The organism is Halopenitus sp. H-Gu1 (assembly GCF_041821145.1).
Classification (GTDB): Archaea; Halobacteriota; Halobacteria; order Halobacteriales; family Haloferacaceae; genus Halopenitus.
This window is the reverse complement of record NZ_JBGUBC010000007.1, coordinates 102,105-115,787: the sequence shown is the minus strand read 5'-3', so window position 1 is coordinate 115,787 and position 13,683 is coordinate 102,105. Positions and strand designations below refer to the sequence as shown.

At 57.8% G+C, this 13,683-nt stretch carries 17 protein-coding genes; 12 read left to right on the top strand and 5 right to left on the bottom strand.

From position 1 onward, the window contains the following. Positions 1-12 precede the first annotated feature (12 nt). Positions 13-927: a hypothetical protein gene (locus tag ACERIT_RS07385; RefSeq protein ID WP_373674200.1), complete on the top strand. Its 915-nt coding sequence runs from the start codon at positions 13-15 to the stop codon at positions 925-927. A gap of 47 nt (positions 928-974) precedes the next feature. On the opposite strand, the gene ACERIT_RS07380 is transcribed toward ACERIT_RS07385, so the two are convergent. Further along, the gene (locus tag ACERIT_RS07380; protein WP_373674199.1) at positions 975-1,133 is read right to left on the bottom strand and encodes a DUF1931 domain-containing protein; all 159 of its coding nucleotides are present in this window, start codon (positions 1,131-1,133) and stop codon (positions 975-977) included. A gap of 235 nt (positions 1,134-1,368) precedes the next feature. On the opposite strand from ACERIT_RS07380, the gene ACERIT_RS07375 reads away from it, so the two are divergent. Continuing rightward, entirely contained in the window at positions 1,369-1,614 is a 246-nt protein-coding gene (locus tag ACERIT_RS07375; RefSeq protein ID WP_373674198.1) for a hypothetical protein, read from the top strand. 74 nt (positions 1,615-1,688) lie between these two features. Further along, positions 1,689-2,819: a DNA N-6-adenine-methyltransferase gene (locus ACERIT_RS07370; protein ID WP_373674197.1), complete on the top strand. Its 1,131-nt coding sequence runs from the start codon at positions 1,689-1,691 to the stop codon at positions 2,817-2,819. Positions 2,820-2,930: 111 nt separating this feature from the next. On the opposite strand, the gene ACERIT_RS07365 is transcribed toward ACERIT_RS07370, so the two are convergent. Then, on the bottom strand, positions 2,931-3,815 hold the full coding sequence (locus ACERIT_RS07365) for an IS1595 family transposase (protein ID WP_373674196.1): 885 nt from the start codon (positions 3,813-3,815) through the stop codon (positions 2,931-2,933). Positions 3,816-3,861: 46 nt separating this feature from the next. Here ACERIT_RS07365 and ACERIT_RS07360 point away from each other — a divergent pair, with 46 nt between their 5' ends. The 9 genes from ACERIT_RS07360 (at position 3,862) to ACERIT_RS07320 (ending at position 9,556) form a co-directional block, all read left to right on the top strand. Beyond that, entirely contained in the window at positions 3,862-4,203 is a 342-nt protein-coding gene (locus ACERIT_RS07360) for a DUF6166 domain-containing protein (RefSeq protein WP_373674245.1), read from the top strand. Positions 4,204-4,287: 84 nt separating this feature from the next. Further along, positions 4,288-4,509, top strand: a complete 222-nt coding sequence (locus ACERIT_RS07355; protein ID WP_373674195.1) for a hypothetical protein — start codon at positions 4,288-4,290, stop codon at positions 4,507-4,509. 48 nt (positions 4,510-4,557) lie between these two features. After that, on the top strand, positions 4,558-6,024 hold the full coding sequence (locus ACERIT_RS07350; protein WP_373674194.1) for a hypothetical protein: 1,467 nt from the start codon (positions 4,558-4,560) through the stop codon (positions 6,022-6,024). A 48-nt stretch (positions 6,025-6,072) separates the two neighbouring features. Next, positions 6,073-6,333, top strand: a complete 261-nt coding sequence (locus tag ACERIT_RS07345; RefSeq protein ID WP_373674193.1) for a hypothetical protein — start codon at positions 6,073-6,075, stop codon at positions 6,331-6,333. A 75-nt stretch (positions 6,334-6,408) separates the two neighbouring features. Further along, positions 6,409-6,759: a hypothetical protein gene (locus ACERIT_RS07340; protein WP_373674192.1), complete on the top strand. Its 351-nt coding sequence runs from the start codon at positions 6,409-6,411 to the stop codon at positions 6,757-6,759. Further along, positions 6,756-7,682 carry a phosphoadenosine phosphosulfate reductase family protein gene (locus ACERIT_RS07335; protein WP_373674191.1) on the top strand — a complete coding sequence of 309 codons (927 nt, stop codon included), beginning with the start codon at positions 6,756-6,758 and terminating at the stop codon, positions 7,680-7,682. The genes ACERIT_RS07340 and ACERIT_RS07335 overlap by 4 nt, the downstream gene beginning before the upstream one ends. 187 nt (positions 7,683-7,869) lie before the next feature. Continuing rightward, on the top strand, positions 7,870-8,928 hold the full coding sequence (locus ACERIT_RS07330; protein WP_373674190.1) for a DUF6610 family protein: 1,059 nt from the start codon (positions 7,870-7,872) through the stop codon (positions 8,926-8,928). 138 nt (positions 8,929-9,066) lie between these two features. After that, entirely contained in the window at positions 9,067-9,342 is a 276-nt protein-coding gene (locus ACERIT_RS07325) for a hypothetical protein (protein WP_373674189.1), read from the top strand. A gap of 28 nt (positions 9,343-9,370) precedes the next feature. Then, the gene (locus tag ACERIT_RS07320; RefSeq protein WP_373674188.1) at positions 9,371-9,556 is read left to right on the top strand and encodes a hypothetical protein; all 186 of its coding nucleotides are present in this window, start codon (positions 9,371-9,373) and stop codon (positions 9,554-9,556) included. A 1,883-nt stretch (positions 9,557-11,439) separates the two neighbouring features. Here the strand turns inward: ACERIT_RS07320 and ACERIT_RS07315 are convergent. The 3 genes from ACERIT_RS07315 to ACERIT_RS07305 all read right to left on the bottom strand — a co-directional run bounded on the left by ACERIT_RS07315 (position 11,440) and on the right by ACERIT_RS07305 (position 13,506). Further along, positions 11,440-11,718, bottom strand: coding sequence for a hypothetical protein (locus ACERIT_RS07315; protein WP_373674187.1), 279 nt, complete (start codon positions 11,716-11,718; stop codon positions 11,440-11,442). Beyond that, a complete protein-coding gene (locus ACERIT_RS07310) occupies positions 11,715-12,092 on the bottom strand; it encodes a helix-turn-helix domain-containing protein (protein ID WP_373674186.1) in 378 nt (125 codons plus the stop codon). The genes ACERIT_RS07315 and ACERIT_RS07310 overlap by 4 nt, the downstream gene beginning before the upstream one ends. A 451-nt stretch (positions 12,093-12,543) precedes the next feature. After that, positions 12,544-13,506, bottom strand: coding sequence for a transcription initiation factor IIB family protein (locus ACERIT_RS07305; RefSeq protein ID WP_373674185.1), 963 nt, complete (start codon positions 13,504-13,506; stop codon positions 12,544-12,546). Positions 13,507-13,683: the final 177 nt, after the last annotated feature.

Genomic DNA, 13,683 nt, shown 5'->3' with positions numbered 1-13,683 from the left:
GCTTGACCAACCATGTCTGACCCACCGACCGACCTCCTTGACGACGAGATCACGGCGAGCGACCTCGATACCAGCGACCTCGTCGCCCTCATCGAAGCGAGCCACGGCGATATGGATACGTTCCTCGCTTCAGAGGACGTCCAGGACGCACTTGAGGAGGTTACGATCACGTCCGTTCGTGAGCGACCGAAAACGCTCACAGGGACAGCCCAGCGCATCGACACCGGCTACGACCACATCTACGTCAACATTAATACCGACGCCGACGGGCGGCCAATCGAACTCTTCACTACGTACGGGCAGTCCGGTGGATTCACTAAGTCGATGACCGAGGCGATCCATAACCTCGTGACGCTCGCCCTCCGGTCGAACGCCGACTCCGAAGACATCGTGAATCAGCTCCGAGGGATTCGTTCGCCAAGAGTCGGCAACGATCACGACACTCGCGTCGACTCTATCCCCGACGCGATCGGTCTCGCTCTCGAGCGCGTAGTGAACGACGAGCTCCCTGACATCACGCCGCCGGGGGGTCGTCAGTCGTCACTTACGCAGCACGACGATGTCGACGACGACGTGAACGACCTCACCGCAGCAGCGAATGGCGGCCACGAAACGTCACCCGAGGACGAACAACCCGAGACAGCTTCCTCAGTGAGCGATAGTAACGAGGACTCTGATCTCTCCCTCGATACGCCCGAAGAAGTCTCCGTCAGCGGTACCCCCGATCCCCAGATCGAACCTGCTGGAGCCCCCGACGCCGAACCCGGAACTGACCCCCACCTCAATAACGAGCCCGATCCCGACACGCAAGCGCCCCCCGCGCAGTCGAGTGATACAGAGCCGTGCCCCGAATGCGGGTCTATCGACATCTTCTATTCCGAGGGCTGTATAACGTGTCAGAACTGCGGATACAACGAGTGCGGATAGCTACAGCGAACCGAGCGAAATTGGGAGACGATAGCGGCTTAGAGGTCTCAAGTTTGAACGGTCTTCCTGTCGTTCGCTTCTGCACGACGCGCAACATCGTCAAGGAGTTCAGCGACTTCCTCGTCGAGCGCGTCGTAGAAGTCTGCCGAGACGTTCATTCCGTCGAGGTGCTCCCGAACCTTCGATTGGACAATCAGGTCTGCCATACGCATTCCCGATTCTCAGACCCTCACTTAATAATTAACGCCTCTACCGGCTGTTTTCTCTCGTCCTACAAGCTCCGAGGACTCATCATGCTCGACACCCAATCACCTCCGTCCGTTGACTCACACACTTCACCTACATCAGATACGTCAGATACATCCATCAGTAGAATCGCACAAGACGTCGATTTAGTCACCCAGAACGCGCTCAGACTCGACCACAACGGAGAGGAAACTGATGACTGACGAATCGCATACCGAACTCAACATCTGGCGCGACTACGAGCGCGGTAAGGTGGGTATCCAGCTTGATGGCCTGCCCCAGAAACTCCTCTCACCCGACGATGCGCGTAACCGAGCAGCTGAACTTGAAGCGAATGCCCCGGACTACTTCACGTTCCCTGAGCACGTCGCGCAAGTCGACGACATCGCGGCAAAACTCCGCGGGTATGCTGACGACGTCGAAATCACCAACAGCGAATAGCCTCTCTATCCGTCGCTTTCCACGCTCTTCCCTGCTTTCTCTCTCCCCACGAGTGAGATAGAGGAGAGATCCGTATGAGCGACTCCACTCCTTCAGCTGACCCCAGTCCCATCACGGACACCCAAGACTCGGACACGGACGATGACCAGATGGCACCCTCGACTATCCAGGCCACGAGTCAGTCGGGTAACGACGAACGCGGCACGCCGACACAGTTCATCCGTCGCCTCCATTCGGCTATCGGTGGGCTCTTCGATCTCGATCCGTGCTCGGGAGCAGAGCCCATACCGATCGCGAAAACGCGATTCGACATCGAGGACAACGGCCTCGCACAGGACTGGACGGGCTACGATTCCATCTACGTGAACCCGCCATACTCGGACCTCGAAACCTGGATGAAGAAGGTAACTCGAGAGGCCAGTCGCGACGATGCTGATGCACCCTCGCTCATTATGTGTCTCCTCCCCGGGAACACCAGCACGCAGTGGTTCCACCAGTACGCTGCGAACGGCGATTATCTCACACTCATCGAGGGTCGCCTCACCTTCCACGGAACGAAAAAGAACGCGCCGTTCGCATCCATTCTCACTGTCTTCGCCGCCGACCTCTCCGACGACGTTCTGGAACTCCTCGACTCCCTCGGCGCTATTTATACCCGCGAGGAGGTAAAAGCCGCCCAGAAGCAGTCTCGACTCGACGATCTCTTCGCGAGCGATGGCGGAACCGCGGCGACCGCCACATCTCCTCTCACGTCGTCAACACCGACAGCCCCGAGTATTGATCCGCTCGACCTTGGCGACCCCTCCATCCGTGACGTCTCCCTCGACGCACCCGCCGTCCCCCAGGGCGTACTCGACTTCTACGACTTCCGTGACCGCGACAGCTTCTACGTCGAGCTCGACGACACGACGATGGGCTATCCCCGTGATGTTCCCAGCTCACTGACGATACAGGCGCTTACCGGCTCTCACGCCGCGACCGAGGATACACAAACACCCGACGGCTGGCATACCGTTCTCTGTATCCACAAGCCGAGTGAGACGTACGTTCTTCTCTATCAGCATCCGGATACCCTTTCAACGATCCGGTGTAGCGTGGCCCCGAATGGCTACGGCTGGATCGATGTTTCGCTCAAGACACTGCACCGGATCTCAACAGTCGGACAACCCGCTATCGACCCGTACGGAGAACGAGTCACCAATTAATCCGAAGCGTCGAATAGTTTAACAATCCAACGAGCACGAAACTGGAAATATGAACGGGAGTCCCGACACAGTTTATCGCGGAGCGCTCTTGTGAAGTACATTGTTGGTGAGTCAGAGAACTGCTCGGATAATCTCTTTCAGTGCCTCTCGCCCGGGTTTGCGGAGGATTTGTCGCCGAAGCTGGAACGGTCTGAGATACGCTGTCAGTTTGTCTTTTGAGACGCCTCGGTGCGGCGAGAGCCACCGTCGCGCCAGCGACGCGTGGCTTTCGCACGTGTTCACGTGTGCGTCTCCATCAACGTACTCGCCGTCACTGTGAATTACTGATTCTCGGTGGAAGGTCTCAGCATCGTCGAGTGGATCGTAGGCCCGAAATCCGTCAGTATAGACGGTCAGCGACTCCTTCTCGCGGTTGTCGAGAAGGAGTCGCACGGCCGATTCGTCAGCGGATTTCGCCGGGACGACGTATCGCTGATCGCTGCCGCGATCGACGAGCGTGAATACTGGCGGTTTGTCCCCCTCGTATGTTCCTCGTCCGCGTTTCGAAAGCCCACGCGAGCGCGACTCCTGGTCGCGCTCGCGGCCTTTCTGCCCGGCAGAGACGTAGAACTCGTCGATCTCGACCGGGCCAACGAGGGAGATGGCTGGCGCGTCGAGCGTTCTGGCGAACTGCTCGACGCGCCGGCGAAGCGACCGATACGAAACGTCGATTTCAGCGTCTAACTGGCGGATACTCGTGTTGAACCGAAGGAACGTGTAGAACGCGAACAAGAGCTTGTCGAGGCCGATCTTCGCGTGCGCGAAGATCGTGCCGGTCTTGTCGTTGAACGTGCGGTCGCAATCCTTACAGAGGTACCGTTGATACTCCCGATAGCTGCCGTGTTTGATCACTGACTCAGACCGGCAGCGCGGGCAACAGAGGCCATCGCGCCAGCGAACCTGCTCCAGCAGGTTCGCGGCGCTCGCCTCCGAACTCAGCAATTCAAATGGGAACATTGCATTCGGGTGACGCTGCCGCGTCACCCTTGCCCGCTACGTTTTCATAGCGCCAGCTCTACCCGACCAACAATCTGCTTCCGAAGAGCGTCGCGGAGAATCCGAAGCAGGCACAGTCAGAGTCTACGTAGAAGAGAACGGCACCACAACCGAACTGGAGTCTGCCCGTGTCGTCAAAGAAGACGTCACTAACAACGACTTTTCAACTGGCTACTCTGGCCGTGGCCCACTGAATTTAGCGAAGAGCCTGCTCTCAGACCTCTACGACGAAGATACAGCACAGGAATACGGAATGGCTCTGCGCGACAACCTGACGAGGGAGTTGGACAGGGATTTTGAGATTACCGCAGGAGAAATCGATGAGGTGTTCCAAGACATCTCCTCCTAAAATCGGGACACCACAATCGTACTCCCAAACAAAAGCACCGGACTACAGGCTATTTTTTCTGCCTCCACGAGGCCGGAAGGCATCATGTCCGACCTCGAAAACCAAACCGTCCGTGAAGTCCGTCAGATGACCGACGCCGAACTCGAGCGTGAGGGCTGGAACCATTACCGCGGGAAGAGACCTACCGTCATCGTATTCGAGGACGGTACCAAAGTCTACCCGTCGATAGACCCCGAGGGGAACGGCCCCGGGGCGCTGTTCGGCATCGACAGTAACGGCCAAGCATTCGGCTTCACCCATCAGTAACCCTCTCCTCGCAGCGCCTGCCCCGCGAACCATCGTCCGCTCACCAATATGCCTCCCTCGCTCTCCTACTGGACGGTCCAGCCCGACCGCTGGACGTTCGGCGAACAGAAGCTCCGCGACTGGGTCGAGTCCCAACTCGACGGTCGCGTCCTCAACGCGTGTGCCGGACAGACCCAGCTCACTCACGACGGGCCGATCGTCCGGAACGACATCAATCCCGAGATCGACGTCGACTACCACGTCGACGCCCGCGACCTTCCCGACGTTCTTGAGGCCGAGTCGTTCGACGTGATCGTCCTCGACCCGCCGTTCTCGGAACGGCAGAGCACGACCACCTACGACCGCAAGGACGACACACTACCCACGATCACCGAACTCGCTCGCGTCGTCGACACCCTCCTGAAGCCCGGTGGTCGCGTCATCCGACTCGGCTATACGACGACGCTTATGCCGCCCGGAGAGGAGTACATGCTAGAAGAAATCGCCGTCTGGAACACCCTCGGCCGCCAGCACGACTGGCTCGGGACCGTCGCTCAGAAACCCGACAACGAGACCACGTCGGCAGGCCGCCCCAGTTACGTGACCGGCGCCGCAATCCCGAACGCAGAAGCCACCGCGTCAGGCGGCGTCGCAACCAGCGGGAACGGGAACACGCCCATCGACCTCAAGTACATCCGCCTCAGCCCCGAGATCACACCTCAAGCCGGCGTCGCCGACTACCTCGCCACCCATCTCTCCGGGCGTGTCCTCGACGTCTCGACGCACGAAAGGTCACTCCCCCACGACGGCCACCTGGTGCAGACGAGCGTCGACGAGTCCGTCGACGCCGCGTACCACTTCGACGAGCGAGAACTCGCCGCCGAATTCGCTGCCGGCATCTTCCACACCGTCATCGTGGACCTCCCGAGTGAGGCGTTCCAGCAGACCACTGACTACGCTGGCCGCACCACTGGCCGGGATACAGCACTCAAGCAGGAACTCCATCCACTCGTCACCGCAGGCGGCCAGATCATCCAAGTCGGCCACACCGCGACCTGTATGCCGCAGCGCCTCGACTACCGTCGCTCCCGCGTCGCCGTCATCGAACATCCCAGCGTCGAGCAGGACTGGATCATCAGTATCGACACGAAACAGAACACGGGACTCGATGTCCACGTGACCGACCACTCACCCCAGGACATCCACGTGCCAGACTCGGACGCCGAGGCACAACACTCGTGCATTCGGTGTGGTGAGGGCTGGTATCTCCACCCCGCCTGGTACGTCGACTGTCCAACCTGCGGAGCGCGACCCGAGAACTACTGCGTCACCGGCGACGGCACCATCCTTCACCGGCCACACCCCGAGCGCCTGGACTACCTCGAAGAGCACCACGACCGACACGAATGCGATTCCGGCGTCACTTCCAGAACGCCATCCACTCTCTCGACCGACCAAAAGGACGACTCCACAACCGCCTCGACAGCCCCAACCGAACAGGAATCCCTCGAACAGTTTGCTTCACAGCCGAACTAGCTTCCGTCTCCCACCCTTCCCAACACTATGTCCTCTCGTGCTCACTCTATGACGAATCGCCGCCAGCACCATCAGCGCGCCTCAGCCCACGCCTGTCCCGAATGCGGAGCCGATCCGCTCATCATCATTTTCACTGACCCCGCCCCGAACGAGGACGCGACCTACTGGTTCGATTGTCCACACTGCACGTTCGTTTCGGCGCTTCGTGCGGTCCCAACAACTGACGACGGACCCACCCCTCAAGCCCCGTTAGCACAGGAGAATATCAACGAGTACGTCGCAGCGATCGACGTCGAACCACCGTTCTAACAGCACCCTCCTCGCTCGGTGTGTTTTTCTCACTCTTCGAGCCTGAAAGCCCGTCGAACGGGCTGCGTGATCCATATGACCGAGACAGACTCCACCACGTCCCCCGACGCCCGCAGCGAGACCTCCTACCAGCTCACTGGGTCCCGTCCAAGCGACAAACCGTACTCCGTCACAGCCATCGCACGCGACGACTGGGAGCCGGGTCAGCCCTGTCCCGAGTGTGGGACGTCCCACCTCCACGAGATGCATCTGAACGAGGAATGTGCGATTCATCACGATGGGTCGAGCGCGTTCAGCGCCGCCCTCGATCGACTCGGCACCGTCGAGTACTGGTGTCCCGAGTGTGAGACCGTCCTCTACCGCCACGCCGCATACGCTCTCTGGCTCGCCCTCACAAACAACCTCGACCACGACGCCTCAGTATGAGCTCTACTGCCGCCGTCTCGTCGACGTCGGACTTCCGGCTGGGTTTCCCCGACGATGTCGACACCGAGGCCGCGAACACCGCCCGTCGCGTGATCAAGGCCGCCCCTGAAACAGACCGTGTCTACGCGCTCGTCTCCGGCGGCCACGATTCATTGACCGCGATGCACGTCGTCTATCAATCTCACTACCTCGATCTGGATGGTATCATCCACATCAACACCGGGATCGGCATCCCGGAGACGACCGCATTTGTCGAGGAGCGAGCAGAAGCACTCGACATCCCGTACTACGAGGTCGGAGCGCCCTGTGACGACCCGGGCCAAGAGCACGAGTACCGTCGGCCGCACGAGGAATATACGGCGCTCATCCAGCGATTTGGCTTCCCTGGCCCCGGAGCGCACAAGTATATGTACTGGAATCTCAAGGAGAAGCCGCTCTCGCGCTTCCTGAAGATGCTTGAGGACGACCTCCTTCTCATCTCCGGTGTCTCCCGGCACGAATCGCAGGACCGGATGGAAAACGTCGACGCGAGCGGTCAGCAGGAGTTCCTTGGCTATCCGACGATCTCTCCGCTCGTCGAATTCACTCCACTCGATGTTCGCCGCTACCGACGCAGCCTCGACCTCCCGATGTCACCCGTAAAGGAGACGCTCGAAATCTCGGGAGAATGCCTCTGTGGGGCTTTCTCCAAACGTAAAGAACTCCGGATGATCCGGCTCTTCTATCCCGATGTCTATCGGCGCATTCTCTGTCTCGAAGCAGCCGTCGGCGCGTTCGCCGCCCTGGACGACGGACCCGACGAGGCGTACAACCGCTGGGGCCATAACCGACTGAAAGACCACGAACGCGAGGCGATGGACGATCCCGACCAGATGCTCCTCTGCCAGAGTTGCGAGCAGCGCCATCAGTGCAATACCTCCTAACCGTCGCTCTGGACCACAACTCGTCACCTGAACGCTCGAACTCTCGAGATATGAATTCCTCCATCTCTCGGGACAATACCTGTCTCGCGAGTCTTTCTTCGCGGCAGCTGGCCTGAGCCGCTGCACAGCACGGCATCCGTATCGTTCGTCAAGAACCGTTGCAACCAGCTATTCACACTTCCCGCGTATGGCTTCCAGTTCTCTTCAGGTAGCTTCGGCTTCGACCGAGATACAACGTCCGTTCGCACCACCACACGCGACATCCGAACCAGACACCCTTGAGGCGGCTCGCCGCCCCGCATATATTGGCTTTCTCTTCAGAGCGCCGTTCGCGACGGACGCCTACAAACTTGGCTTCACCACGGGCATCCGTGAGGACTATCGCCTCCAGATCGACTCCTACCGGAACGTCGACCTCCCAGTGGTTATGCTCGACAACGAGTTCCACGACCCCGATCCCGACCGATACGTCGACTGGTTCCGCGAGTACGAGCCCGATGTAGCCGTCATCGGTGACGCTGACACGCCGCAGGACGCTCGCGAGTACACCCAACTCGCTCGCAACCTCCGCGAAGAGTACCCGTCAACAACGTACATTATCGTCCCGAAGTGCCACGAGGCAATCGAGATCATCGACGACGACCAGGTCCTCGGGTATCCGCTCGGCTACTCGTCCCTCCACGCAGACGACTACAGCGACCCTGCGGACTGGCGTGGCCGCCATATTCACCTCCTCGGTGGGAGTCCTCCCGTCCAGTACGAGGCGCTCCAGGATCTCACGCAGCCAACGCTCACAGGTGCGCCGCCGGCGAACATCGTCGGGATGGACTGGAACGGGCCGGCGAAGGTCGCCTACCTCGGAGAGTACTGGAGTCGCGATGGCTGGCAATCCGCTGACAATCTCGGGATTCGTGAAACTGTCCGTTGGAGTCTCCGTGAGATGCGTGCCTTCTGGCAGGAACGCAATCTTTGGCCGGAGACGACCCCCTGCGACGTTTACGGGGAAGCAGTCAAGGAGCCACAGGACCCCGTCTGGGCGGCGAGCGGGCGAAACATCTACGAAGAGCCGAGTCCGTTCGCTCCCGACGATGCACCGGTCTACGACCCGGAGAATCCCGACTACGATCCGCTCGAGGATGCGATCGTTGTCGAGTACGAGAACGGATGGACGCTTGCGTACCGCAACGAGTCGGAACGGAAGCGTATTGAGTACCAGGAGGGACTCACGCCCGTCAACGGTGATTAGTCTCTCTCAAGTTACCCCACGGCGAGGCATCCGCAACGTTCCTCGTGGGGTAACTACGGAGACCGCTATCACCTCTGAACGGGAATTCACCCAGAAACGCGGGTTTCTCCCCACCGCCAAGCAGGTGAAGTGTTTCATATGTCAACAGCTGCCTCTACCGTCGACCCGGACACGATTGCACAAGCCGGTGACTCGCCTGAAACCATCCGCGACAAGGTTCTCTACACTCTTTATTACACCGTCCCGGGAATCGAACTCGAGGATGTCCTCGAACTCCGGGTACTCATTGACCCGCCGACGAACGAAGATTCACATTCGAGGCAAGCGCAAGCCGTCCTCACAGCCGTCCAGGAGGAAGTAGAGTCGTGGTCTGACCCGCCGGCGATCCACACCTCACCCCCTGCCTATGAGTAAGGCGTCATCCAACGGAGGCGAAGACATCGTGACTGACTCAGACGACAAGATCCTCGAGGAACTCCCACCGGACCTATTTCTCGACACGTCCAACGCACGCCTCATCAAGGCGGGCCTGCACTGTATGCACTCTCGAGAAACAGTCCAGCAGTACCTCGCTTACGAGAACCAGCACGAAAACCGAACTTGGATACAACGCCTCCTCGCGAGTTGAGGTCGCGAACTCGTCGACGAACAGTCGGAGTAGTCACGAACACACCACCGCTTCAAGTGGTTACTCAGAGCACAAAAAGAGTTCCATCAACTCTTTCCCCAAGAACCACTCCACAATCGAATCTCAAGGGTATTCAACTGCAAATGACGCCTGAATCATTCAGCGAGTTCTCTACTCAGGCCGTGAGAATTCTGAAAGACGAATTGATAGATACTGGTGGTACCAAGCTCCAAGTCTCTCCAGAACTCCGATTATCCTACTTCAACCCATTTCTTTGACTCCGGTGAGAAATTCACCAAGCATCCATTCGACGCCATAATATATCGCGAAGTAAGCTGGGGGACCGACCGGGTTAGATCAGATTGACGATATCGAAAGGCGGTTTCTCGAAGGAACCGACTCCGTTGAGATACCGATCGCAGTCGTCGAATTCACGAAGAACAACCACTCACATCGAATGCAGCGGTAAATCAGATCGATCCAAGGGCGCCACTAATACCGACGATGTGGGCCGGATCAAACTTGATCATGACACATCTCCTCCATCGACGACGCGAGCGAGCGTTAGGCCTTTGAGCGGCATTGCAGGGCGACCGAAATCAAGACAAGTACCGTCTCTATTGGCCACCTGTCGACTGATTCCAGATATTCCATAGGAGTGGCCTCTTTGACAATCACCCAGCTAATCGATTCCGTCGGGGTCTCTGGCAAATTCGGAACTACCATTCTCCTTCCGATTATTTTCCTCTTCACTCACAGAATCATTACCTTTCTGATGCTGGCCGCGAGGGCAAGGCATATCACCACGGCTCGTCGATCAGCTCACTCAGCGGCCTTTTTGATGGCAAGCTCCAGATCCTGGCAGGTGGTGCGATTGATTGCGGGATACAGTTTGACATCGAAACAACCACTTAGCCATTGTCACAGCGTTCTGGCCGTCTTCGATATCACCCATCACCGGTTACGACAGTGAGCTGGGCACCACATTAAGATTCGAGATTGGCGTACTATCGAATATGGGCGTTCATCGTGGAGTATTCAATTCTCGAATTTGGCTCTTAGACCGTCAAGGGGGCCACAAGCCTACGACAATCAATGTGGACACCATATTCAAGCCGACCTCGTCGTGATAGTTCGAACCGGAAACGTAATTCCGGTCCCTCTGGAATTGGATTGGCGGCAATCAGTCACGAACGGTGGTTTCACGACCGTGGAGTGGAGAATTCGGTGGCGTCGAGGGAGTCGACGATCTGCACGTCTGGCAAGTTTGTAGTCAGCTGACGGTAGCGACGGTGCGACTTCAATATGAGCCAACATCACTAGACCAACAACAGACGATTCGCTCTCGAGTCCATCAGCTTCTTTCGGACCGTGGAATCGATTATGCGACCGTCGAACTCGTGAGTGATATGCAGATCGATGCGGGGACCGCCGACCACACGAGTCATAACCACTAAGCATGGCACCCGATACAAGCACCCAGATGTTCAAGATTCTCGATGACACTGAGGGAGATCTCATCGCAATCTGAGTCGGACGGGGGTCCCGCCAGGGCTACGACGAACTGTACTCACTGTTCCTCCAGAAGACAGACGAATATGGCGCTGTCTGTGTTCTGGAGGTGGTCCCAGACTGGACGTTTTCGACGTTTCTGTTCCCCGTGTACGGTATCATCCCTGACCTACGCTACAGGTCGAAGTTCACTATCAATCGGTACGCCGCAGTCGGTGATTCGGTCTGGGCGAAACTCCACTTCGATTGGTGGACATGATTCATTCCATCTGGCCAGTCACACCTGACCGAATGCGCCATTTCGAGATGGCGGAGCAATCAACTGCACATCAGTGGATTCGGGTGGCAAATACGCAATGACGAAACCCGAGTCATCTCTGAACATGCAGTGAATACATGATGACCGCGAGTCCGAAAGCGACGAACACGCTGTTAATGAGTACACCGTGTGCTAGCGAGACGGAAAAGAACTGGTTGGCTACGCCTGTCAGTAGAGCGCCGAGCGTGATGACACCGAATCCGATACTCAGAATACGGAGCGAATCCTCACCTGTTCGCCGATAGGCTTTGAACGCAATGTAGGTAATCCCACCCCCGAGAAGCAGGATTACGAACTTAACCACCGCAATTGCGGTTATTACTCCGTTCATACCTCGTCCCCCATTATCGACCAGATGTCTGCAAGCCGTTCGTCGGTGGACTTCGGTGGCCGTTCGACACCCACCGAAAACTCGCCTGTGTCGTCCATGGAGATCGTCACGTCATCGAACGACCGTTCGTAGTAGGTGACTCGTCCGCCACCCGGGTTGAGCGTATCCCGCTCTCGCACGAGAGAAGCGGAACTGAGCAGTTCTAATTTGCGATACAACGTCGACTTGGGGATGCCACAGGCATCGATGAGTTCGTTCGCAGTCATGGGTTCAACGGTCTCTCGGAGAATGGTCCGGCACTCGGGATCATCCAGCGCATCGAGGACATCCTGTAACGACGGTGTGTCTTCGGACGACACTGAATTGTCTCCCATTATTCGATTATTTGTGTTTGTCGGGATATGGTATCCGATTGTCGTTCGGGAACTCTCCAAACGGTACGAAGCCAAACCAAATTGCAATCCCCAGCTCATCACGGACGAGCTCTCGAATGAGTCGCGAAACGAAGATCGACATAGTGACACTGGTAGCGGGGTGTTATGGGCGGCGCTGGGTTTCGAATCGTTGTTCTCCCCCTGCAGTGATTTCGTAGAGACCTCGGCCGAGTGGACGGATACACTCGTCATTATGGAGGTGGGCACATGTCTGGTCGACGGTAATCGGGTGTCCATCGACGGTATTAGCGATTTCCATCACGTGATAAGGCAATTGATCAGCAAGCGTGTCCAATACGCCGATCTCGGTTTGGCGTGAAAATTCACTCATTTTAGAACTCAGGCCCCTAGGTGAATCAGTAGCTGTACGCCGTCCGAACAGACCGCCTGGTCAGTCATGCTCAGCGTACACCTCGAGAAGCTCTTGATATCGATTTCGGATCGTTACTTGACTGACGTGGGCGACTTCACTCACCGTCTCCTGTGTGAGCTGCTCGTTCGTGAGATGGGTCGCTGCATACAGCGCAGCGGCCGCCAGTCCTGCCGGGCTCTTCCCACTGTGGACGGCATTATCTGTTGCCACCTCAAGGAGTTCCCGAGAGCGCCGTTCTGCTTCGTCGCTCACATCAAGCGATGACGCGAATTGTGGAAGATATCGAGTGGGATTTTCTGGCTCGATTTCCAACCCGAGTTCACGGGAAAGATACCGGTATGCTCGCTGTATTCGGATTTTTTCGACACGACTCACGTCGGCGAATTCAGTTAGGGGCCGTGGCATTCCGTGCTGTCGGGCAGCCGCATACAACGAAGCCGTCGACATTCCCTCGATCGATCGGCCCGGGAGCAGGTCTTCCTCTACGGCACGCCTGTATAGGATACCGGCGGTTTCCCGGAGCGATTCCGGAAGCCCGAGGGCGGACGCCATGCGGCTGATCTCACCCAGCGCTTGCTTGAGATTCCGCTCGTGGGCATCTTTCGTGCGGAATCGCTCATCCCACGTCCGAAGGCGCTGCAGCTGAGCGCGTTTGCGACCGGAAACTGCCTGTCCGTAGGCGTCCTTGTTCTGCCAACCAATAGTCGTACTCAGCCCCTTGTCGTGCATCAGCTGCGTCGTCGGGGCACCAACGCGACTCTTTTCATCGCGTTCGTCCGACGTGAACGCGCGCCATTCGGGACCGTAATCGACCCGACTCTCCTCGAAAACCAATCCACAGCTCTCACAGGCCGCTTCACCCCGGTCACCATCCTGAGTGATTTGGCCCTGACACTCGGGACATGTATCACCCTCAACAGACTCCGAGTCCCGCTCGCGGTTATCTGACGACCGTTCGTGGGTTTGTTCTTGATGTATCATAAACTTCGCACGTATAGGTGGTCTCCCAGCAAATCGTGGGTCTTCTTAACAATACCGTGGGATTACTACGCATTGAATAGATGGCGGAGTCCCACTCGATGGGAATCCGACCTATACCTTTGTCACCATGGCTTCAACAGGCCACATCGTAATCTGGGATCTTCCCACCAACCGATA

Bases quoted from the DNA above. Each gene is read 5' to 3' on its own strand.
- ACERIT_RS07330 (WP_373674190.1), top strand. From the start codon at position 7,870: ATGGCTTCCAGTTCTCTTCAGGTAGCTTCGGCTTCGACCGAGATACAA.
- ACERIT_RS07355 (WP_373674195.1), top strand. From the start codon at position 4,288: ATGTCCGACCTCGAAAACCAAACCGTCCGTGAAGTCCGTCAGATGACC.
- ACERIT_RS07335 (WP_373674191.1), top strand. From the start codon at position 6,756: ATGAGCTCTACTGCCGCCGTCTCGTCGACGTCGGACTTCCGGCTGGGT.
- ACERIT_RS07370 (WP_373674197.1), top strand. From the start codon at position 1,689: ATGAGCGACTCCACTCCTTCAGCTGACCCCAGTCCCATCACGGACACC.
- ACERIT_RS07345 (WP_373674193.1), top strand. From the start codon at position 6,073: ATGACGAATCGCCGCCAGCACCATCAGCGCGCCTCAGCCCACGCCTGT.
- ACERIT_RS07305 (WP_373674185.1), bottom strand. From the start codon at position 13,506: ATGATACATCAAGAACAAACCCACGAACGGTCGTCAGATAACCGCGAG.
- ACERIT_RS07350 (WP_373674194.1), top strand. From the start codon at position 4,558: ATGCCTCCCTCGCTCTCCTACTGGACGGTCCAGCCCGACCGCTGGACG.
- ACERIT_RS07340 (WP_373674192.1), top strand. From the start codon at position 6,409: ATGACCGAGACAGACTCCACCACGTCCCCCGACGCCCGCAGCGAGACC.
- ACERIT_RS07310 (WP_373674186.1), bottom strand. From the start codon at position 12,092: ATGGGAGACAATTCAGTGTCGTCCGAAGACACACCGTCGTTACAGGAT.
- ACERIT_RS07365 (WP_373674196.1), bottom strand. From the start codon at position 3,815: ATGTTCCCATTTGAATTGCTGAGTTCGGAGGCGAGCGCCGCGAACCTG.
- ACERIT_RS07375 (WP_373674198.1), top strand. From the start codon at position 1,369: ATGACTGACGAATCGCATACCGAACTCAACATCTGGCGCGACTACGAG.
- ACERIT_RS07325 (WP_373674189.1), top strand. From the start codon at position 9,067: ATGTCAACAGCTGCCTCTACCGTCGACCCGGACACGATTGCACAAGCC.
- ACERIT_RS07380 (WP_373674199.1), bottom strand. From the start codon at position 1,133: ATGGCAGACCTGATTGTCCAATCGAAGGTTCGGGAGCACCTCGACGGA.
- ACERIT_RS07385 (WP_373674200.1), top strand. From the start codon at position 13: ATGTCTGACCCACCGACCGACCTCCTTGACGACGAGATCACGGCGAGC.
- ACERIT_RS07315 (WP_373674187.1), bottom strand. From the start codon at position 11,718: ATGAACGGAGTAATAACCGCAATTGCGGTGGTTAAGTTCGTAATCCTG.